The sequence below is a fragment of the Klebsiella sp. CN_Kp091 genome, from assembly GCF_040065095.1.
Taxonomy (GTDB): Bacteria; Pseudomonadota; Gammaproteobacteria; order Enterobacterales; family Enterobacteriaceae; genus Klebsiella; species Klebsiella aerogenes.
Genome location: NZ_JBEAIO010000036.1, coordinates 23,582 through 43,395, shown reverse-complemented (window position 1 = coordinate 43,395; position 19,814 = coordinate 23,582). Strand labels below are relative to the sequence as shown.

General features: G+C 56.6%; 17 protein-coding genes and 4 tRNA genes. 4 read left to right on the top strand and 17 right to left on the bottom strand.

Annotated elements, in window-relative coordinates; genetic code table 11:
• The first annotated feature begins 332 nt into the window (after positions 1 to 332).
• Genes hemC through hemY form a run of 4 tightly spaced genes read left to right on the top strand, consistent with a single transcriptional unit; the run spans position 333 to position 4,405 of the window.
• Positions 333 to 1,274 (top strand): hydroxymethylbilane synthase, encoded by a 942-nt coding sequence (gene hemC / locus ABLV17_RS14315; protein WP_032715387.1) that lies wholly within the window; start codon positions 333 to 335, stop codon positions 1,272 to 1,274.
• Positions 1,271 to 2,011 (top strand): uroporphyrinogen-III synthase, encoded by a 741-nt coding sequence (gene hemD / locus ABLV17_RS14310; protein WP_113374971.1) that lies wholly within the window; start codon positions 1,271 to 1,273, stop codon positions 2,009 to 2,011. Before hemC ends, hemD begins: the two co-directional genes overlap by 4 nt.
• A 21-nt stretch (positions 2,012 to 2,032) precedes the next feature.
• Positions 2,033 to 3,205 (top strand): uroporphyrinogen-III C-methyltransferase, encoded by a 1,173-nt coding sequence (hemX, locus tag ABLV17_RS14305; protein WP_113374970.1) that lies wholly within the window; start codon positions 2,033 to 2,035, stop codon positions 3,203 to 3,205.
• 3 nt (positions 3,206 to 3,208) lie between these two features.
• Positions 3,209 to 4,405, top strand: coding sequence for a protoheme IX biogenesis protein HemY (gene hemY / locus ABLV17_RS14300; protein WP_042894676.1), 1,197 nt, complete (start codon positions 3,209 to 3,211; stop codon positions 4,403 to 4,405).
• Between the two features lie 466 nt (positions 4,406 to 4,871).
• Here the strand turns inward: hemY and ABLV17_RS14295 are convergent.
• The 17 genes from ABLV17_RS14295 to wecA all read right to left on the bottom strand — a co-directional run bounded on the left by ABLV17_RS14295 (position 4,872) and on the right by wecA (position 19,780).
• Positions 4,872 to 4,948, bottom strand: a tRNA-Pro gene (locus ABLV17_RS14295).
• 42 nt (positions 4,949 to 4,990) lie between these two features.
• Positions 4,991 to 5,077: transfer RNA gene (locus ABLV17_RS14290), tRNA-Leu, on the bottom strand.
• A 22-nt stretch (positions 5,078 to 5,099) separates the two neighbouring features.
• Positions 5,100 to 5,175: transfer RNA gene (locus ABLV17_RS14285), tRNA-His, on the bottom strand.
• Positions 5,176 to 5,230: 55 nt separating this feature from the next.
• Positions 5,231 to 5,307 (bottom strand) — tRNA-Arg (locus ABLV17_RS14280).
• A gap of 102 nt (positions 5,308 to 5,409) precedes the next feature.
• Positions 5,410 to 6,795 carry an amino acid permease gene (locus ABLV17_RS14275; RefSeq protein ID WP_087858704.1) on the bottom strand — a complete coding sequence of 462 codons (1,386 nt, stop codon included), beginning with the start codon at positions 6,793 to 6,795 and terminating at the stop codon, positions 5,410 to 5,412.
• A gap of 205 nt (positions 6,796 to 7,000) precedes the next feature.
• Positions 7,001 to 7,741 (bottom strand): lipopolysaccharide N-acetylmannosaminouronosyltransferase, encoded by a 741-nt coding sequence (wecG, locus tag ABLV17_RS14270; RefSeq protein WP_015368874.1) that lies wholly within the window; start codon positions 7,739 to 7,741, stop codon positions 7,001 to 7,003.
• A gap of 11 nt (positions 7,742 to 7,752) precedes the next feature.
• The gene (wzyE, locus tag ABLV17_RS14265) at positions 7,753 to 9,099 is read right to left on the bottom strand and encodes an ECA oligosaccharide polymerase (protein ID WP_087858705.1); all 1,347 of its coding nucleotides are present in this window, start codon (positions 9,097 to 9,099) and stop codon (positions 7,753 to 7,755) included.
• The gene (locus ABLV17_RS14260) at positions 9,096 to 10,172 is read right to left on the bottom strand and encodes a TDP-N-acetylfucosamine:lipid II N-acetylfucosaminyltransferase (RefSeq protein ID WP_308958002.1); all 1,077 of its coding nucleotides are present in this window, start codon (positions 10,170 to 10,172) and stop codon (positions 9,096 to 9,098) included. The genes wzyE and ABLV17_RS14260 overlap by 4 nt, the downstream gene beginning before the upstream one ends.
• Positions 10,169 to 11,419, bottom strand: a complete 1,251-nt coding sequence (gene wzxE, locus ABLV17_RS14255; RefSeq protein WP_045378694.1) for a lipid III flippase WzxE — start codon at positions 11,417 to 11,419, stop codon at positions 10,169 to 10,171. Before wzxE ends, ABLV17_RS14260 begins: the two co-directional genes overlap by 4 nt.
• 1 nt (position 11,420) lies before the next feature.
• Positions 11,421 to 12,551 (bottom strand): dTDP-4-amino-4,6-dideoxygalactose transaminase, encoded by a 1,131-nt coding sequence (rffA, locus tag ABLV17_RS14250; protein ID WP_113374967.1) that lies wholly within the window; start codon positions 12,549 to 12,551, stop codon positions 11,421 to 11,423.
• A gap of 4 nt (positions 12,552 to 12,555) precedes the next feature.
• The gene (gene rffC / locus ABLV17_RS14245) at positions 12,556 to 13,230 is read right to left on the bottom strand and encodes a dTDP-4-amino-4,6-dideoxy-D-galactose acyltransferase (protein ID WP_308958010.1); all 675 of its coding nucleotides are present in this window, start codon (positions 13,228 to 13,230) and stop codon (positions 12,556 to 12,558) included.
• Complete coding sequence (gene rfbA, locus ABLV17_RS14240) at positions 13,208 to 14,089, bottom strand: glucose-1-phosphate thymidylyltransferase RfbA (protein ID WP_087858709.1); 882 nt, start codon at positions 14,087 to 14,089, stop codon at positions 13,208 to 13,210. The genes rffC and rfbA overlap by 23 nt, the downstream gene beginning before the upstream one ends.
• Positions 14,090 to 14,107: 18 nt before the next feature.
• On the bottom strand, positions 14,108 to 15,175 hold the full coding sequence (gene rffG, locus ABLV17_RS14235; protein ID WP_047038438.1) for a dTDP-glucose 4,6-dehydratase: 1,068 nt from the start codon (positions 15,173 to 15,175) through the stop codon (positions 14,108 to 14,110).
• The gene (gene wecC / locus ABLV17_RS14230; protein ID WP_308958001.1) at positions 15,172 to 16,434 is read right to left on the bottom strand and encodes a UDP-N-acetyl-D-mannosamine dehydrogenase; all 1,263 of its coding nucleotides are present in this window, start codon (positions 16,432 to 16,434) and stop codon (positions 15,172 to 15,174) included. Before wecC ends, rffG begins: the two co-directional genes overlap by 4 nt.
• Positions 16,431 to 17,561 (bottom strand): UDP-N-acetylglucosamine 2-epimerase (non-hydrolyzing), encoded by a 1,131-nt coding sequence (wecB, locus tag ABLV17_RS14225; protein WP_308958000.1) that lies wholly within the window; start codon positions 17,559 to 17,561, stop codon positions 16,431 to 16,433. Before wecB ends, wecC begins: the two co-directional genes overlap by 4 nt.
• A gap of 55 nt (positions 17,562 to 17,616) precedes the next feature.
• Positions 17,617 to 18,663, bottom strand: coding sequence for an ECA polysaccharide chain length modulation protein (gene wzzE, locus ABLV17_RS14220; RefSeq protein ID WP_308957999.1), 1,047 nt, complete (start codon positions 18,661 to 18,663; stop codon positions 17,617 to 17,619).
• A 13-nt stretch (positions 18,664 to 18,676) separates the two neighbouring features.
• Positions 18,677 to 19,780, bottom strand: coding sequence for a UDP-N-acetylglucosamine--undecaprenyl-phosphate N-acetylglucosaminephosphotransferase (gene wecA, locus ABLV17_RS14215; RefSeq protein WP_015368885.1), 1,104 nt, complete (start codon positions 19,778 to 19,780; stop codon positions 18,677 to 18,679).
• Between the last annotated feature and the right edge of the window lie 34 nt (positions 19,781 to 19,814).

Here is a 19,814-nt window from a genome sequence, read left to right as displayed (position 1 = left end):
CAAAAATCCGACGTACAATAGTACGGAGGATTTCAGTATTTCAACAAGAACCGTCACCATTCGTCATCGGTGTGGTTGTGATGAACTGCTGGCTGACAAATGGTTTAAAACGTGATCAATTTAACACCTTGCTGATTGACCGTAAAGAAAGATGCGCTACATACAAGTGTAGCACCGTTTGCCGGGTGTAAATTCCCCACTACGCTTGCGGCAACCGCATCCGCATGAAACGCTAAAGGTCATCATGCCAGCATCCCACATTAACCGCGAAACTAACATCCCTAAAGCAACAATGTTAGGATGGCTCATGGTCGACAATGACGGTAACAAGCATGTTAGACAAAGTTTTGAGAATTGCCACACGGCAAAGCCCGCTTGCGCTATGGCAGGCACATTATGTGAAAGAGCGTCTGGAGTCCTGTCATCCGGGGCTTTCCGTTGAGCTGGTGCCCATGGTCACCCGCGGCGACGTGCTCCTTGATACCCCGCTGGCGAAAGTGGGCGGCAAGGGCTTATTTGTAAAAGAGTTAGAGCTCGCCATGATTGAGGGGCGCGCCGATATTGCCGTCCATTCGATGAAAGATGTCCCGGTCGAATTCCCTGAAGGCCTGGGATTGGTCACCATCTGCGAACGTGAAGATCCGCGCGACGCCTTTGTTTCCAATCACTATGCCTCAATCGACGCGCTGCCGGCTGGCAGCATCGTTGGCACGTCAAGTTTACGTCGCCAGTGCCAGTTGGCGGCAGAGCGCCCCGATCTGGTGATTCGCTCGCTACGCGGCAACGTCGGCACGCGATTAGGCAAACTCGATAACGGCGAGTATGACGCTATTATCCTTGCCGCCGCCGGGCTGAAGCGCCTGAAACTGGAAGCGCGTATTCGCCAGCCGCTCTCGCCTGAACAATCTCTGCCGGCCGTCGGCCAGGGCGCGGTGGGTATCGAATGCCGCCTTGACGATGAATGGACCAAAGCGCTGTTAGCGCCGCTTAACCATACAGAGACCGCCGTGCGCGTACGAGCCGAGCGGGCGATGAACACCCGTCTCGAAGGCGGTTGTCAGGTGCCGATTGGCAGCTATGCCGAACTGCGCGATGGTGAGCTGTGGCTACGAGCGCTGGTGGGCGCGCCGGATGGTTCGCGGGTCGTGCGCGGCGAACGTCGCGGGCGGCCGGAAGAGGCAGAGGCGCTCGGCGTCTCGCTGGCGGAAGAGCTACTGGATAACGGCGCCCGCGACATCCTCGCGGCGGTCTATGATGGAGAAGCCCCACGATGAGCATCCTGGTCACCCGTCCGCTACCGCAAGGTGAAGAGTTAGTCAGCCGCCTGCGCGCGCTGGGACGCGTGGCCTGGAGCTTTCCGCTGATTGAATTCACGCCGGGTCGAGAACTGGCAGCGCTCCCGCGCCAGCTGGCGGCATTAGGCGCGGACGATTTGTTGTTTGCGCTGTCGCAGCATGCAGTGGAATTCGCCCATGCCCGTCTGCTGCAGGAGAGCCAACGCTGGCCCTCCGACCCGGCCTATTTCTCGATAGGCCGCACCACCGCGCTGGCCCTGCATACGGTCAGTGGTAAAAATATCCGTTACCCGTTAGATCGGGAAATCAGCGAAGTCTTGCTACAATTACCTGAATTACAAAACATTGCGGGCAAGAAAGCCCTGATTCTGCGCGGCAACGGCGGGCGGGAATTATTAGGCGACACGCTGCGTGAACGCGGCGCCGAAGTAACATTTTGTGAATGTTATCAACGTTGTGCGAAGTACTATGATGGTGCGGAAGAGGCTATGCGCTGGCAATCTCGTGGAGTCACTACGCTGGTGGTCACCAGCGGCGAGATGCTGCAGCAGCTGTGGTCGTTAATACCCCAGTGGTATCGCGAACAGTGGCTGCTGCACTGTAGCCTTGTCGTTGTCAGCGAACGTCTGGCCCTTCAGGCCCGGGAATTGGGCTGGCAGGATATTCAGGTTGCCGATAACGCCGACAACGATGCGCTGCTACGCGCATTACAATAACTCTCAACATTGGAAGCCATAATGACGGAACAACAAAATCAATCCGCCGTGGTTGAAGAGACCAGGGAGGCCGTGGAAACCACGCCACAGCCAGAAAACAACGAGAAGAAAAAGGCCGGCAACAAAACCAGCCTGACGCTCAGCGCGATTGCTATCGCTATCGCCCTCGCCGCCGGTATTGGCCTGTATGGCTTAAATAAGCAACAGGTTACTCGGCAAAACGAAACCAGCTCTGAATTAGCAAGCCAGCTCGCGGCGCTGCAAAAAGCGCAGGACAGCCAGAAGAGCGAGCTGGAAGGCATTATCAAACAGCAGGCCGATCGGCTGAGCGAAGCCAAACGCGAACAGGAAACCCTGACGAAACAGCTTGATGAGCTACAGCAAAAAGTTGCCGTGATTTCCGGCAGCGACGCCAAAACCTGGCTGCTGGCGCAGGCTGATTTCCTGGTTAAGCTGGCGGGACGTAAACTGTGGAGCGATCAGGATGTGACGACCGCCGCCGCACTGCTGAAAAGCGCCGATGCCAGCCTCGCCGACATGAACGACCCAAGCCTTATCGGCGCGCGCCGCGCCATCACCGATGACATCGCTTCGCTGTCGGCGGTAAGCCAGGTCGATTACGACGGCATTATCCTCAAGGTTAACCAGCTGGCGAACCAAATCGACAATCTGCGTCTGGCTGATAATAACGACGATGATTCCCCGATGGATGCCGACAGCGATGAGCTCTCCAGCTCCATCGGCGAATGGCGCGTTAACCTGCAGAAAAGCTGGCAGAACTTTATGGATAGCTTTATTACCATACGTCGCCGCGACGAAACGGCGGTGCCGCTGTTAGCGCCAAATCAGGATGTCTATCTGCGCGAAAATATCCGCTCTCGTCTGCTGGTTGCCGCGCAGGCGGTGCCGCGTCATCAGGAAGAAACCTATAAGCAGGCGCTGGAAAACGTCTCCACCTGGGTACGCGCCTATTACGATACTGAAGACGCCACCACCAAGGCTTTCCTTGAAGAGGTGGATAAGCTCAGTCAGCAGAGTATCACCATGAGCGTGCCGGAAACGCTGCAGAGCCAGAGCCTGCTGGAAAAGCTGATGCAAACCCGGGTGCGTAATTTGATGGCCCAGCCTGCGGCAGCCGCTCCGGCGCCAGCGCCAGCAGCGACCGCGCCAGCCCCTGCGCCGCAAGGAGAATAACCGATGCTGAAAATTCTCCTGCTTTTCGCACTGCTGATCGCCGGGATCGTCGTCGGCCCGATGATCGCGGGCCACCAGGGCTACGTTCTGATCCAGACCGATAACTACAATATCGAAACCAGCGTGACGGGCCTTGTGATCATCCTGATCCTCGCAATGGTGGTGCTGTTCGCTATCGAGTGGCTTCTGCGCCGCATTTTCCGTACCGGCGCGCACACGCGCGGCTGGTTCGTCGGCCGTAAGCGCCGCCGCGCGCGTAAGCAAACCGAGCAAGCGCTGCTGAAACTGGCGGAAGGCGATTACCAACAGGTTGAAAAGCTGATGGCGAAAAATGCCGATCACGCCGAACAACCGGTCGTGAACTATCTGTTAGCGGCGGAAGCGGCCCAACAGCGCGGCGATGAAGCTCGCGCCAATCAGCACCTTGAGCGCGCCGCCGAACTGGCCGGCGACGATCTCATCCCGGTCGAAATTACCCGCGTGCGCCTACAGCTGGCGCGGAACGAAAACCACGCCGCTCGTCACGGCATCGATAAGCTGCTGGAAGTGACCCCGCGTCATCCGGAGGTGCTGCGTCTTGCCGAGCAGGCCTATACCCGCACCGGCGCGTGGAATTCACTGCTGGACATCATTCCATCCATGGCGAAAGCCAACGTGGGGGATGAAGAGCACCGCGCCGCGCTGGAACAGCTGGCGTGGATTGGCCTGATGGACAAAGCACTGGCCGACGGCGGTAGCGAAGGGCTACGCGAATGGTGGCGCAACCAGAGCCGTAAAACGCGCGCGCTGATACCGCTGCAGGTGGCAATGGCCGAACGCCTTATCGAGAGCGACGATCACGATACCGCGCAGCAGATTATTATCGATGGTCTGAAGAAACAGTATGACGACCGCCTGGTCATGCCGATCCCGCGACTGAAGACCAATAATCCGGAGCAACTGGAGAAAGTGCTGCGCCAGCAGATCAAAGCCGTCGGCGACCGTCCGCTGCTGTGGAGCACCCTGGGCCAGTCGCTGATGCGTCACGGTGAATGGCAGGAGGCCAGTATCGCCTTCCGCGCCGCGCTTAAGCAGCGTCCGGATGCCTTTGATTACGCGTGGCTTGCCGATGCGCTGGACCGCCTGCATCAGCCGGAAGAAGCGGCGACCATGCGTCGTGACGGCCTGCTGTTGACGCTGCACAATAACCCTCAGCAGTAATTCACGATAACGCTATCGCCTCGTTCGGGGCGATAGCGCCCTTCTCTCGCGAAAAGATAGCCTTCCCCTGAAAGAAAAAAACGCCTGCACTGAAATCAGGGCAGGCGTTAAAACAGGTCTGTTTGACAACAAATTGGGTGCTTCACTCAACGTTATGTCCATGGTGTTTGATGAGACATATAAAATGCGACATCTATCAGTGGACGATAAGCACCGTAAGTACGGCTCTGCATCATTCCCGAGTTTATGAGGCACGAAGGCGAACATAAGAGATGGAATGAGCATCTACCCGATTATTATCGCACAGGATCCAGCGAGATTGCATCTATCGCAGCAATCATTTGGGACAATTCCGGACAATAATTCGCAGAGATAGAAACTATTTTTTACGAGGAAGATCAGCGGGATAAAAGATGATTGAGCAAATCCGGAAAACAAAAAACCCCGCCGAAGCGGGGTTCAAAATTGGTCGGCGAGAGAGGATTCGAACCTCCGACCCACTGGTCCCAAACCAGTTGCGCTACCAAGCTGCGCTACTCGCCGAAATACTGCTTTTTGAATTTTTAGTTCAATTCTTTAAAGTCGTGGTGCGAGGGGGGGGACTTGAACCCCCACGTCCGTAAGAACACTAACACCTGAAGCTAGCGCGTCTACCAATTCCGCCACCTTCGCAATTCACAACTCTATCAAATAATGGGGTGGCTAATGGGATTCGAACCCACGACAACTGGAATCACAATCCAGGGCTCTACCAACTGAGCTATAGCCACCACAACAATTCTTTTACGCGGTATTAAAACCACCGCAGCTCCAGCACCGGGTAAATGGTGCGCCCGACAGGATTCGAACCTGAGACCTCTGCCTCCGGAGGGCAGCGCTCTATCCAGCTGAGCTACGGGCGCTTAGCGCCGTTGCGGGGGTGGATAATACGGACTTCCCCCACCCCTGTCTAGTGCCTTTTTAAATAAAATTTCTATTTGCTCACAGTTTGTGCGCTTTGGCGCTTATTCCGCCGTTTTATCAAGATTCCCCCGCTTGCCGAGGCCGAAAACCTTATAAATAAGGGTCACCAGGGCGAGGAAAATAATTCCGACAAAGAGCGACATCCGGGTTTCATCGTTAATTCCCATGCCGATTAGCACACAAACGAGGAATGCCATCGTCAAATAGTTCGCCCACGGGAACAACAGCGAACGGAACGGATGGCTGGCCATCGCCTGCTGATGCTCGCGACGGAAACGCAGCTGGCTAATCAGGATCACAAACCACGGCACCATCCCCGGCAATACGCTGGCGCTATAAACATAGACAAACACGCGCTGCGGGTTAGGAATAATGTAGTTCAGGCACGAACCGATGAGCAGAATCACGATCGACAGCGCGACGCCCGCTACCGGTACGCCCTGACGCGACACTTTGGCCATTGCCGCCGGTAGCTGGCGGTTGCGCGCCAGCGCGTACAGCATACGCCCACAGCTATACATCCCGCTGTTGCACCCTGACAGCGCTGCGGTCAGCACCACGAAGTTGATAATCCCCGCCGCCGCGGTAATGCCGATTTTGGCGAAGGTGAGGACGAACGGGCTTCCAGTCGAGCCAATCTGGTTCCAAGGGAAGATAGTCACGATAACGAAAATCGCCCCCACATAGAAAATCAGGATACGCCAAAGCACTTTGCCAACCGCGCTACGCAGCGTGACTTGCGGGTTTTTCGCTTCTCCGGCGGTGATACCGATAAGTTCAACGCCCTGATAAGAGGCGACGACAATACACAGCGCCGTCAGGAAGCCTTTCCAGCCGCCGGCGAAGAAGCCGCCGTGTTCGGTCAGGTTGCCAAAACCGATCGACTGTCCGCCATTGCCGAAGCCAAAGAAGATAACGCCCAGGCCGATGACAATCATCACGATAATGGTGGTGACTTTAATCATTGCAAACCAGAACTCGATCTCACCGTAAAGACGTACTGCCGCCAGGTTCGCTAGCGCGACCAGCCCGACGGCAATCAGCGCCGGGATCCACTGCGCCATCTCCGGGAACCAGAACTGCACATATACTCCGATGGCGGTGATCTCAGATATCCCCACCGCCATCCACATAAACCAGTATGACCAGGCCGTGAGATAGCCGAAGAACGGGCTCATATAACGGTGTGCGTAAACGGCGAACGAGCCGGTTACCGGTTCGAGGAACAACATTTCGCCCATCGAACGCATGATAAAGAAGACAAATAAACCGGCGATAATATACGCCAGCAGGACGGACGGACCGGCCCACTTCAGCGTACTTGCCGCCCCCATAAATAACCCTACGCCAATCGTCCCGCCTAGCGCGATTAGCTCAATATGTCGGGCCTCCAGTCCACGCTGGAGTTCCGCTTTTTTCTCAGTCATAAAGCCTCTTGTGTTTGCTGTATTCCGGGTACTGCCGGTTATTGTTATTAATTGAAACCATAGCCTTGCCGACGCGCAGGTCTCCCCCACGCGTTTGAAGCATGCGAATGGTTAATTAATTTTACGGAAATGGCAAATAAAGTATCAGGCGAGTGAAGAGATTACACAGAATATGTATGCAATCTCTTCTGGTTGCAGTGGAATATCAGAGCTTGCCGGAATAATGCCAACGTAAATAGCGCAGTAAACGGAACTGTCTTTTAATGCGGCTCGGCTGCAGGAGCAGGCGATAGAACCACTCCAGCCCCAGGTTCTGCCAGAATTTGGGCGCTCGGTGTACGTGGCCGGTAAAGACGTCATAAGTGCCGCCAACGCCCATATACAGCGCTGCGGGATACACCAGTCGGCAGTCGCGCATCAGAATTTCCTGGCGCGGCGATCCCATCGCGACGGTGACAATTTTCGCCCCGCTGTCGCGTACCCGCTCAAACAGCTGCTGGCGCTGATCGGCGGAAAAATAGCCGTCCTGACTGCCGACGATATTCACCTTCCAGCGCTCACGCAGCTTCGCTTGCGTCTCCGCCAGCACCTCGGGCTTACCGCCAATCAGAAACACCGGCGTTCCCTGCGCCCCGGCGCGCTCCATTAAGGCTTCCCACAGATCGGCGCCGGCAACGCGCGACACCTCAGCCTGCGGATATTTTTTGCGTAATGAGCGCACGACGCTGATGCCGTCGGCATATTTAAACTCGGCGGCCTCAATCAGCGCTCGCACTTCCGGGTTATCTTCTACCGCCAGCATTTTTTCGGCGTTGATCGCAACCAGCGTTCCCTGACGCAGTTCGCCGTCAGCGAAGAGATAGTTGAGCGCATGCTGCATGTCGCGCCAACCAATAAGCTGCAGCCCTCGCAGCGCATACTGCGGCGCGGAAGTGTTATCAGTCATGTTCATCCTTATCATACCTGCGGTTGCGAAAGCGGCTTCAACCGCTTATGAATCAATCCTGCGCTGTCCAGGAGCCAGTACAGCAATTTCGCCGCTAACAAGCAGATACCAAAGATCACGAGGAAAAACACCACGCGGGAGCCAAACGAATCCAACCCTTCGCGCGCCAGCACTATCATGTTGAAGATAGCGCCGAAACAGAAACTATGCAGGATAGCCGCTTTGTAGCGATTGCTCTCCCGATTGCCAAGTTCGTACAACCAGTCAAACCATTTAATGATGAGCCCTACCGCGACGGCGCCCAGCGGAACGAACCATACGCCGCCCATCACCACCAGCGAACCAATCAGCGTCGGCGATATCGCCAGCCCCGAGTGGTTGTTTAACACTTCCCAGGTGAAGTAATTGGCGGTATTCAGCACCATTGTCGGGCGACCGTGCCACATCCAACTGGGGATAAAGACGTAGAAGTCGCGGATCATCGGCGCCAGCCCCTGGAACTCAATCTTGTCGTAGTTCTGCAGCAGCAGCGCCAGGTTCTCCCACGGCGAGAAGGTATCGCGCGTGAGATAGAGGAAAGTATAAAACGCTTCATCGCCGCTAACGTTCATCCCGTAGCGCTTCAACGCCAGCCAGAACATGCCGACAATGCCCAGCACACCCGCCGCCGCCAGCATCCACAGGCTGATCCAGCCGCGAATAATGCCGATAAACAGGAAGATAGCGAAAGCGATAATGATATTGGCGCGGGTACCGCCGACGATCGCGTAGGTCAGCAGGCCAAAGGCGACGGTGCTCACCAGGAAAAAAATCCACGCCTTGTAATCCTGACGCAGGAAATAGATCACCAGCATCGCCGGAATAAAGAAGTAGAAGAAGCGCTTCAACGCCACGCCGGACACTTCCGCAGAGAATATCTGGCTGTATGAATTGAGCTTAAATAGCAGGAAACCGTTGTGGGCGAAGAAGATACCGACGCACAGCAGCGCCAGCCCCATCAAAATCCCCCAGGCCAGATGGGTTTCAACCCGGTTCATGGTAAACAGCGGACGACGTGGAACATCGCGCGATGCCGGACGCAGGCGCGTTTTGTAGGTCACGTAGTAGATAGCATAGAAACACACCGCAACCAGCAGCGTCTGCAGCAAAATTTCCGGTGGCGCTACGCTGACGTCAAAGCGGAACACCAGGATACTGGTTAACGGGAAGCCGAAGAAAAAGGTGAGCAGGAACAACAACGAGAAAAAGACGTTGAAGTTAAATCGCACGCGGCGGAACTCAAACCAGGTGGCGGTAGCGATAAACAGCGTCGACAGTAGCCAGACCACCAACAGCCCGCTAAATTGCATTAACGTCATACCCGCGCCTCCGCTGCCAGCTGTAGCGCCCGCTGCCAGCCCGCCAGATAGTTCGGGCGGAAGAAGGCGATTTGCGTTTTATCAACGCTCGCTAACTGACGCTGTGCTTCGCGCACCACATTGGCGTCCAGGGTATCGGTGGTAAACAGCACCGGGATCTGTTGTTCGGTCATATCCTGCCAGAACGGATTTTCGCGATTGAGCACGCAGGGAATACCCGCCTGAATCAGCAGGCACAGCGTGCCGATACCCTGCTGGCGAGCAAACAGGAAATAACCCAGATCGCAGCGGCGCAGCAGCGCCAGATAATCATCAAACTCAAGCTTCTCGCTAAGGATCTGCAGATGCTCGCGACTAAACAGCGTCTCTCCCGCCTGGCGCACTTCGTCAATGTACGCTTCATTGTTAGCCGGATAGCCCATCGGTACGATGACATTCACCGTATCGCCAAACTGCTGATGTATCGCCTTCAGCGCTGCAATATGCTCGTTACTACGATCGCCGGAATTCCCCACCAGAATGGTCAGGGTGTCACCGCGCGGGGCGGTATCGGCAAGGGAATTTAGCGTCGGATCCATACGGGTCGGGAAGTACAGCAGTTCGCCCGGCACGCGCGGATGGCGATTAGCAAACCAGCTGAGATCGCCGCGGGTGGCGAAGACGCGCCCTACCCGCCCTTGCGCCATGCGGCGCAGAGGATAAAAAAGACGGAATTTCAGGCTAACGGAGTTCTCATACAGATCCGCGCCCCAGATATGCCAGTTAAATTGCGACGGGCGGATCCCGCCGCTCAACAACGCCAGCCACAGACCGGTATTAAACTGGCCGTGGAAAAAAAAGCGCTGCTGGCGATCGGCTTTCGCTTTGGCAATCACCGCCTGCGCCAGCGATTTCTTAGCCGGGTAGCAGGTAATCTCCAGCGCCGGATACGCCTCACGCATACCTGTCGCATCACCCACGACCATAAACGTCCTGGCCCGCGCGTCGGCGGCCAGTTCGTCGTTAAAGAACCGCAATACGGTCTGGTTGTGGTGCGGGATATCCGATCCCAGTACGTGTATCAGTGCTGTCATGCCCGTTTACGCCAGAGTAAAAACACGCCACTACAAAGGGCGAAATAAACAATATAAGTGGCCATATACGCCTGCGCCGCGCCAAGTGCGCCGTGCGCCGGAATAAGCCAGTGTGAAAATGCGGTCAGCAGCGTGAACTGGCTGATTTCCGTCAGAATATAAAAACGCAATGACGCTTTGGCGATCACCAGATAGCCGTAGACGTAAGCGCCAACTTTTAAAACATCGCCCACCAGCTGCCAGGCGAACAGGTCGCGCATCGCGGTGAAGCGCGCGGAAAACAGTAACCAGATGGCAAAATCGCGCAGCAGCCAGACCGTCAGGCTCGCCGCCGCCACCGCCGGCAGAACGAATTTCAACGACTTCACTATCTCACGCGTGATGTCCGTTTTGGCGCTCAGCCGCGACAGCGTAGGCAGCAGATACACGCTAAAGGAGGCGGTAATAAACTGCAGGTAGGCATCTGAGATACTGCTCACCCCCTGCCAGATACCGACCGCCTCCCAGCCGTAATGCGCCGCCAGCAGATTACGCATCATCACATAGGCCACCGGCAGCGTCACCGAGGTAATCAGCGCCATCAGGGTAAATTTCGATAGCTGCCCTGCAAGCCCGTTATCCCAACGCGGGCGTAGCGCGCTCAACGGGATCGCGCCACGCCGCCATAGCATAATGGCGGCCGGAACCACCACCAACGCGGGGACTAACGCCAGCCCTAACAGCGCCCCCTGATAACCACCGAAGTAGTAACAGGCGTAATAGGCCGCAACGCCAATCAGGCTACCGGCAATCAGCGAAAAAGCGTTACCCGCAGCATCGCGAAAACCTTTCATCAGCGCCAGCAAATAGTTGGCCCACGCAATCCCCATCTGCACCAGCGCCACCAGACGTACCAGATTCTGGTAGTGCGAATGGCCGAACAGCGCCTGGCTTATGGGCGCCGCCGCCAGCAAAAAGACCAGCGCTAACAGGGTGGAAAAGCCGAGCACCATTGATGACGACGTCCCAACCACCTGCTTCAGGCGTAGCGGATCGTCGTGATGTTGGGCAACCAGCTTAGTGACGCCATTAAAAATCCCGGCGCCCGCCAGTACGCCAAGGACGGTGACCAATTGCCGGAAGTTACCGGCCTGGCCCACGCCCGCCGGGCCAAATGAGACCGCCAGCAGCTTTACCACCAGCAGACCGGCGCCTATTTTGACTAAGGTGGACGCCGCGGTCCACAGTGACGCTTTTGCCAACGACATATCAGGAGAAGTAGCTCAGCAGCGAGTTAATCACCGTCCGTTGGTTTACCGCAGACAGGTTATAGAACAGCGGCAAACGCAGCAGGCGTTCGCTCTCCTGGGTGGTATAACGATCTTCCCCGCAGAACTCGCCGAACTGTTCGCCAGCCGGGCAGCTATGGAGCGGAATATAGTGGAACACCGCCAGAATTTCTGCCTCTTTCAGCCAGTTAATCAGCGCCGCGCGGTCATCGTTATCCCGCAGCTTAATGTAGAACATATGCGCGTTTTGCCCGCAATCCGCCGGTACCGCCGGCAGATCGATACGGCCCGCGCGCGCCAGCGGCAGCAGCGCGTCATAATAATTTTGCCACAGCATCAGACGCTGCTGGTTAATACGTTCAGCGGCTTCCAGCTGCGCCCAGAGATAGGCGGCCTGCAGATCGGACATCAAATAGCTGGAACCGATATCGCGCCAGGTGTACTTATCCACCAGACCGCGGAAAAACTGGCTACGGTTAGTGCCTTTTTCGCGAATGATCTCCGCGCGTTCCACCAGTTTACGATCGTTGATAAGCGTTGCGCCGCCTTCACCGCCGGCGGTGTAGTTTTTCGTCTCATGGAAGCTAAAGCAGCCAATATGGCCGATGGTGCCCAGCGCGCGGCCCTTATAGGTGGACATCACGCCCTGCGCGGCGTCTTCCACCACGTACAGGTTATATTTGGCGGCGAGCGCCATGATGGTGTCCATCTCACAGGCCACGCCAGCATAATGCACCGGCACGATCGCCCGGGTTTTATCGGTGATCGCCGCTTCAATCAGCGATTCATCAATATTCATCGTGTCGCGACGGATATCGACAAAGACGATTTTCGCCCCGCGGAGTACAAAAGCATTGGCGGTGGAAACAAAGGTATAGCTGGGCATGATGACTTCATCGCCCGGCTGAATATCCAGCAGCAGCGCCGCCATCTCCAGCGACGCGGTGCAGGATGGCGTCAGCAGCGCTTTGGCGGTGCCGAAGCGCTGTTCAAACCACTGCTGGCAGCGACGGGTAAAACCGCCGTCGCCGCAAAGCTTGCCGCTGTTCATCGCCGATTGCATGTAATCGAGCTCAGTCCCCACCACCGGCGGTGCGTTAAATGGAATCATCGTGTCACCTGTATAACCAGTACGCGGTGCTTTCCACATTCGCACCGCTGAGAATATAACGTTTAAGCGCGGCGGTGTTGCCCATTTGGGTCGCCACCCGCAGTGTAGAAAGCCCGCGTTGCGCCGCCCAGTGGCGCGCCGCCTGCATAAGCTCGGCTCCAGCGCCGCGTCCGGCCAACAGGCCGATACGCGCGTCGGTGTCATTGAGCTGACGCAAAGAAACAAATGCGCGGATGTCGCCATCGGACGCGCGAAATAACAGACACTGGTGGTCAAAGGTTCCCAGTACCGCGTTTTCGATCCATTGCGCGTAGAACCGGCCGCTGGCGTCAGCGGCGTACCAGGGAGCGCGAAAACGGCTCATGGCAAAGGCCTGCGCCGCCAGTTCACGCAGTCGCGCAATGTCGCCTTCAACGGCCCATTCGGCGCCGGCATCAGCCGGCTCGCCCACCGGCAACGCCAGATCGACCTCGCCTTCTACCAGTTGAAAACCGATCTCCTGTAGCGCATCCAGCCGGACGGTGTCGCTGGCGGCGACTTTCGCCTGCACTCGCGACCATCCCGCCAGGGCTTCAGCGGTGAGCTGCGGCGCGCGTTCGTCAAAGCGAACGATGCCGCTATTAACGGCGAAGAAGCGGTTTTCCCACTCCAGCGCTTCAATACTGGCGCGGGCGGGCACGGAGGAGATCCAGCAAGTATTGGCCATAGCCGGTTTTTTCCAGCCGCTTCGCGGCGCGTTTGACGCCATCATCGTCAAGCCAACCGTTACGCCAGGCGATTTCTTCCAGACAGGCGATTTTAAAACCTTGCCGCTTTTCTACCGTTTGCACAAACATGCTGGCTTCAATCAGGCTATCGTGCGTGCCGGTATCCAGCCACGCAAAGCCGCGTCCAAGCAGCTCGACGGTTAACGCGCCATCCTCAAGATACATCTGGTTGATGGAGGTAATTTCCAGCTCGCCGCGCTCGGACGGTTTGACCCGTTTGGCGTACTCGGCCACTTTGCCATCGTAGAAATAAAGCCCGGTGACCGCCCAGTTCGACTTCGGTTGTTTCGGCTTTTCCTCCAGCGACAAGGCGCGGAAGTTGTCATCAAACTCCACCACGCCGAAGCGCTCAGGATCCATCACCTGATAGCCAAATACCGTCGCCCCTTCGGTGCGGGTTGCGACGCTACGCAGCTTAGGACTAAAGCTCTGGCCAAAGAAGATATTATCGCCCAACACCAGGCACGCCGGTTCGCCGTTGAGAAACGCTTCGCCGATGATAAACGCCTGGGCTAAACCATCCGGCGTCGGCTGAACGGCATACTGCAATTGGATACCGAACTCGGAACCATCGCCAAGCAGGCGTTGGAAATCGCGCTGATCTTCCGGCGTGGTGATGATAAGGATTTCACGGATCCCGGCCAGCATTAACACCGACAGCGGGTAGTAAATCATCGGCTTGTCGTAAATCGGCAGCAGCTGTTTCGACACGCCGCGCGTGATGGGATGCAGGCGCGTACCGGAACCGCCTGCCAGAATAATACCTTTCATCATGCCCCCCTGGGCCAGTTAGCCGTGCAGCCCAAGACGCTCGCCCTGATAGCTACCGTCCTGAACCTGTCGCCACCATGCCTCATTTGCCAGATACCACTGGACGGTTTTGCGCATACCGGAAGTAAAGGTCTCATCCGGCGTCCAGCCCAGCTCGCGTGCAATCTTCGCCGCGTCAATCGCATAACGCAGATCGTGGCCCGGCCGGTCAGCGACGAAGGTAATCAGATCGCGATAGTGCGCCACGCCCTGCGGTTTATGCGGCGCCAGCTCTTCGAGCAGTTCGCAAATGGTTTCCACCACCTCGATGTTTTTACGCTCGTTATGACCGCCGATATTGTAAGTTTCGCCCGGCTCGCCGCGGGTCGCCACCAGATACAGCGCTCTGGCGTGATCCTCGACGTACAGCCAGTCGCGAATCTGTTGGCCGTTACCGTAAACCGGTAGCGGTTTTCCCGCCAGCGCGTTGAGAATAATCAACGGGATCAGCTTCTCCGGGAAGTGATACGGGCCGTAGTTATTCGAGCAATTAGTGATAAGCGTCGGCAGGCCATAGGTACGCTGCCAGGCGCGCACCAGATGGTCGCTGCTAGCTTTCGAGGCCGAATAAGGACTGCTTGGCGCATAGGGCGTGGTCTCGGTAAAGAAATCATCGCTGCCGTGCAGATCGCCATACACTTCATCCGTCGAGATATGATGGAAGCGAAACGCCGATTTTTGCTCCGCCGCCAGCGTATTCCACCAGCTGCGCGCGGCTTCCAGCAGCGTATAGGTACCGACGATATTGGTTTCGATGAACGCCGCCGGGCCATCGATGGAACGATCGACATGGCTTTCCGCCGCGAGGTGCATCACCGTATCGGGTTGATGCTGGCGGAAGATGCGATCCAGCTCGGCTCGGTTGCAGATATCCACCTGTTCAAAGGCAAAACGCGCATCCTGCGCCACCGGCGCCAGCGACATCAAATTGCCGGCGTAGGTCAGCTTATCCACGACCACGACGCGATCGGCGGTGTGCTGGATGATTTCACGCACTACCGCGGAGCCAATAAAGCCCGCGCCGCCGGTGACCAGAATCGTTCTCACCGCCACACTCCTTTGGTGTCGATGATATAGGCCTGAGTAACGCTATCGCCGCTAACGGCTTTAAACTCGTTGTGATCGACCAGCATCACCAGCACATCGGCGCTCGCCAGCGCGTCATCGAGGGTCGCCAGCGTACACAGGCCATCAAGTTTCTTCGGCAGCGCATGAATGTTGGGCTCAACCACCTGCGTCGCGCCGCTGTGCCAGCGGGCGATCTGCGCGGCAATTTCCATCGCCGGGCTTTCGCGCAGGTCATCAATGTTAGGCTTAAAAGCCAGGCCGAAGCAGGCAATAGTCAGTTCGCTGGCGCGTTTATTGCTGGCATTCAGGCACTCGGCAACCTGTGCTTTTACCCGATCGATTACCCATTCCGGCTTGTGGTCGTTAACCTCGCGCGCGGTGCGAATCAGACGCGCCTGCTGCGGGTTTTGCGCCACGATAAACCACGGGTCGACGGCGATACAGTGGCCGCCGACGCCCGGACCCGGCTGCAGAATATTGACGCGCGGATGGCGGTTCGCCAGGCGGATGAGTTCCCAGACGTTGATCCCCTGATCGGCGCAAATCAGCGATAGTTCGTTAGCAAAGGCGATGTTGACGTCGCGGAAGCTGTTTTCCGTCAGCTTGCACATTTCCGCAGTGCGCGAGTTAGTCACTACGCATTCGCCTTCAAGGAAAATTTTATACAGCTCACTGGCGCGCACCGAGCAGACCGGCGACATTCCGCCAATAACGCGGTCGTTTTTGATGAGCTCAACCATCACCTGCCCCGGCAGCACGCGCTCCGGACAGTAGGCGACATTAACGTCGGCCGCCTCGCCAACCTGCTGTGGGAAGCTGAGATCGGGGCGCATCGCCGCCAGCCACTCGGCCATCTGTTCAGTCGAGCCGACCGGCGAGGTGGATTCCAGGATCACTAACGCCCCTTTCTTCAGGGTCGGCGCAATAGATTTAGCGGCGGATTCAACAAAGGCCATATCTGGCTCATGCCCGCCTTTAAACGGCGTCGGAACGGCAATCAGGTAGGCGTCAGACTCCACCGGCACGGTGGTGGCGCTTAAATATCCCTGTTCAACCGCCGTTTTCACGACGCTCGCTAAATCCGGCTCGACGATATGAATCTCACCACGGTTAATGGTCTCAACGGCGTGTTGATTGATGTCCACGCCAACCACCCGCCGTTGCCGGGAAGCAAATGCGGCAGCGGTTGGCAGACCAATGTACCCAAGGCCAATCACTGAAATGGTAGAAAAACTCATAGCGTTACCTGATTATTTTTAAGGGCGGATAAAATACGATCGCATGCCTGACCATCGCCGTAAGGGTTATGGGCCCGACTCATCGCCTGCCAGGCGGCATCATCCTGCAGCAGCCGGGTGACTTCATCGACGATACGCTGCCTGTCGGTGCCGACCAGCCGCACGGTGCCAGCGGCGACCGCCTCCGGGCGCTCAGTCATTTCGCGCATCACCAGTACCGGTTTCCCCAGCGACGGCGCCTCTTCCTGAATCCCGCCGGAATCGGTCAGAATCAGCCACGCCCGATTCATCAGCCAGACGAACGGCAGGTAATCCTGCGGTTCAATTAATTTCACGTTAGCGACATGGCCAAGAATACGGTTGACCGGTTCGCTGACGTTCGGGTTCAGGTGAACCGGATAAACAATCTGCACATCAGGATGATGGCTGGCGATATCCGCCAGCGCATGGCAAATGTGCTCGAAGCCGAGACCAAAGCTCTCGCGACGGTGGCCGGTCACCAGAATTAATTTCTTATCCTCTTCAAGGAACGGGTAGCGCTGCATCAGTTCATTGCGCAGCGCCTCGTCGCCAAGGACACGATCGCGAACCCAGAACAGCGCATCGATCACCGTATTGCCGGTGACGGTAATGCGCTCTGCGTCAATATTTTCCCACAGCAGGTTATCGCGCGAGGTGGCGGTCGGGGCGAAATGGTACATCGCCAGGCGCCCTGTCAGCGTGCGGTTGCCCTCTTCCGGCCACGGCGAGTTCAGGTCGCCGGTACGCAGGCCCGCTTCCACGTGGCCCACCGGGATCCGCTGATAAAACGCCGCCAGACTGGCCGCCATCGTCGTCGTGGTATCGCCATGGACCAGCACTACGTCCGGCTTAAACGACTCCAGTACCGGCTTTAAACCTTGCAGAATGCGGCAGGTGATCTCGGTTAATCCCTGACCCGGCTGCATAATGTTCAGATCGTAGTCCGGCGTAATCGAAAACAGTTTCAACACCTGATCGAGCATCTCCCGATGCTGCGCGGTTACGCAAACCTTTGCCTCAAAATGAGGATCCTTTGCCAGCGCATGGACCAGCGGCGCCATCTTGATGGCTTCTGGTCTCGTGCCAAATACAGTTAGTACTTTCACATCGATTCTCTTCGATTAGGTGATGATGGCGCGGAGCCTTCATCACAGGCCCCATTCACTGGACACGACGACGTGCTAACGCCACGCCTGCGCCGATGAGCGCGCCCACAATCCCCCACATGATCATCAGAAATACGCGCCGCGGGCTATCGCGTTTTACAGGTTCTTCCGGCGTACGCAAATATCTGTAAGTCTGAAAACGTGGATCCAGCGTCGGGCCAACGTTTAGCGTGTTCAGCATGGCGCGGTTCTGGTCATAGTCGAGATCGTATTCCGGCCCTACGGCCTGCAGATTTTCGAGGCGCGCCTGCAGCATCGGCCGGCCCAGTAAGAAGAGTTCGGAGGCCGGCAGCTGCTCCGCTGGAACATCGGTCTCGCTGCGCGAAATGTTATGCTGCTGGGCGATTTTCAACGCCTGCTCGACGCTCTGCACGCGGCGGTTGTAGATCTCGCTCGCCACCTCTTCCTGACGCTTCACCTGCGCTTTCATCTGTACGGTACGCGCCGCCCAGGCGCCCTTCAGCTCATCATTAAGATGACCGGCGGCACGCTGACTGGCGAAAGCGACGTACTGACGCAGCAGATTATTGGCATCTGGCGCGGTCTCCGCCGTCAGCTTGATGCTGTCATTGACGCTTTTCAGCGGGTCGCCCGGGATAAACTGAATATCGTTAATGAGATCGTCAAGCATCGCCGCATCCGCGCGCGCGTTACCTGACTGACGCTGCTTGTAGTAGTCGGTCTGCAGCCAGAAGTCACGGCGGGTATCCCATGACGCCTGTTGCATAATGAACTCTTTGTATGCCTCATCCATGGCGGAAGGTTGGTCTACCGAAGCCAGATCGGCTTTGATATCCAGGTTACGTAAGAACTGCTGTTGCGAATAGTATCCGCCCAGCATATTGACGGTCGGCCGGTCGGTAATTGCCGTCGCGCTCCACTCCTGGCGAGCAAAAAAGGAATAAATAAGAACGATCAGCGCGAATAGCACGGCGGTGCCGACTATCCAGCCTTTTCCTGCCCATAAGGCGCGAAACAGCCCGCGAATATCCAGTTCGTTCTCAACGTTCACTGCTTGTGCTCCCGGTAATGGTTGAGTCATCACGTCCCCAGTTTTACTTGGTTAAATTTGGATTATTGCCGCTGTGTCGCCGAATTCTGCGTCTAATGCGCTTAACCAGACGCGCCACTTTCCATGCGCGCTTAATGCAGTAGCCATAAAGTAAAAAAGCAAACAAAAAGAGTATTAACATCACCCATTCAGGAACAATACGGGTGTATTCCGCCACTACGCCGACCAGCGCCAGTAAAGCGGCAGCCAGCGTAATCAGGACAAAGGCCTGCCGGGAAGTAAACCCGGCACGCATTATCAAATGATGAATATGCTGACGATCCGGCGAGAACGGGCTCATCCCCTTTCTCAGGCGGCGATACATAATCGCCACCATATCCATCAAAGGAATCGCAATAATCCACAGCGCCGTCACCGGGCTGATGGGATGCGTTTTACCCTGCGTAGTCTCCAGCAGGATCCAGATAATGGTGAAGCCAATCATGGTGCTGCCGGCATCGCCCATAAACACTTTATAGCGACGTCCAAGCGCGCCGAGATTAAGTAAAATATAGGGCAGGATGGCGGCGATCATCGCAAAACACCACATCGCCAGGCTGTACTGGCCGTCAAACCATAAGATGATGCCGGTTGCGGCGAAGGAAACGGACGAAAGCCCGCCGAGCAACCCGTCAATGCCATCCACCATATTGAAGGCGTTGATTGCCGCCCAAACGGCGAAAAGCGTGAGGAAAAAACCAAAGGGGCCGAGGACTAACTCCCACGAACCGAAAATATAGCCGAGGCTGCTGAGATGCAGATTACCCGCCGTCATCATGATAACGGCTATCGCGGCCTGAATAACCGCACGAATTTTTACGCTGATATCAAATCGGTCATCCAACGCGCCAACCAACACCAGCACGCCCGCACAGGCCAGATACAGCGTGGCATGAGGGATATAATAATCGGCAATCGCAAAGGTAAAACAAATACCGGCATAAACTGAGATACCACCAACTAACGGAATCAAACCTTGATGCCGTTTCCGATAGTTTGGCTTATCCACTAACCCAATTTTTTTCGCTGCTTTACGGGCAACAAATATAAACAGGGTCGTGAATAAGAAAACACTGATTAATTCAGTAATAGCAGTGAGTAAATTCACAACACATGTGCTCTCAGCATAGTTAATCCGGGGA

Coding starts and splice junctions, on each gene's coding strand:
- hemC (WP_032715387.1), top strand. CDS start 333: ATGTTAGACAAAGTTTTGAGAATTGCCACACGGCAAAGCCCGCTTGCG.
- hemD (WP_113374971.1), top strand. CDS start 1,271: ATGAGCATCCTGGTCACCCGTCCGCTACCGCAAGGTGAAGAGTTAGTC.
- hemX (WP_113374970.1), top strand. CDS start 2,033: ATGACGGAACAACAAAATCAATCCGCCGTGGTTGAAGAGACCAGGGAG.
- hemY (WP_042894676.1), top strand. CDS start 3,209: ATGCTGAAAATTCTCCTGCTTTTCGCACTGCTGATCGCCGGGATCGTC.
- ABLV17_RS14275 (WP_087858704.1), bottom strand. CDS start 6,795: ATGACTGAGAAAAAAGCGGAACTCCAGCGTGGACTGGAGGCCCGACAT.
- wecG (WP_015368874.1), bottom strand. CDS start 7,741: ATGACTGATAACACTTCCGCGCCGCAGTATGCGCTGCGAGGGCTGCAG.
- wzyE (WP_087858705.1), bottom strand. CDS start 9,099: ATGACGTTAATGCAATTTAGCGGGCTGTTGGTGGTCTGGCTACTGTCG.
- ABLV17_RS14260 (WP_308958002.1), bottom strand. CDS start 10,172: ATGACAGCACTGATACACGTACTGGGATCGGATATCCCGCACCACAAC.
- wzxE (WP_045378694.1), bottom strand. CDS start 11,419: ATGTCGTTGGCAAAAGCGTCACTGTGGACCGCGGCGTCCACCTTAGTC.
- rffA (WP_113374967.1), bottom strand. CDS start 12,551: ATGATTCCATTTAACGCACCGCCGGTGGTGGGGACTGAGCTCGATTAC.
- rfbA (WP_087858709.1), bottom strand. CDS start 14,089: ATGAAAGGTATTATTCTGGCAGGCGGTTCCGGTACGCGCCTGCATCCC.
- wecC (WP_308958001.1), bottom strand. CDS start 16,434: ATGAGTTTTTCTACCATTTCAGTGATTGGCCTTGGGTACATTGGTCTG.
- wzzE (WP_308957999.1), bottom strand. CDS start 18,663: ATGACTCAACCATTACCGGGAGCACAAGCAGTGAACGTTGAGAACGAA.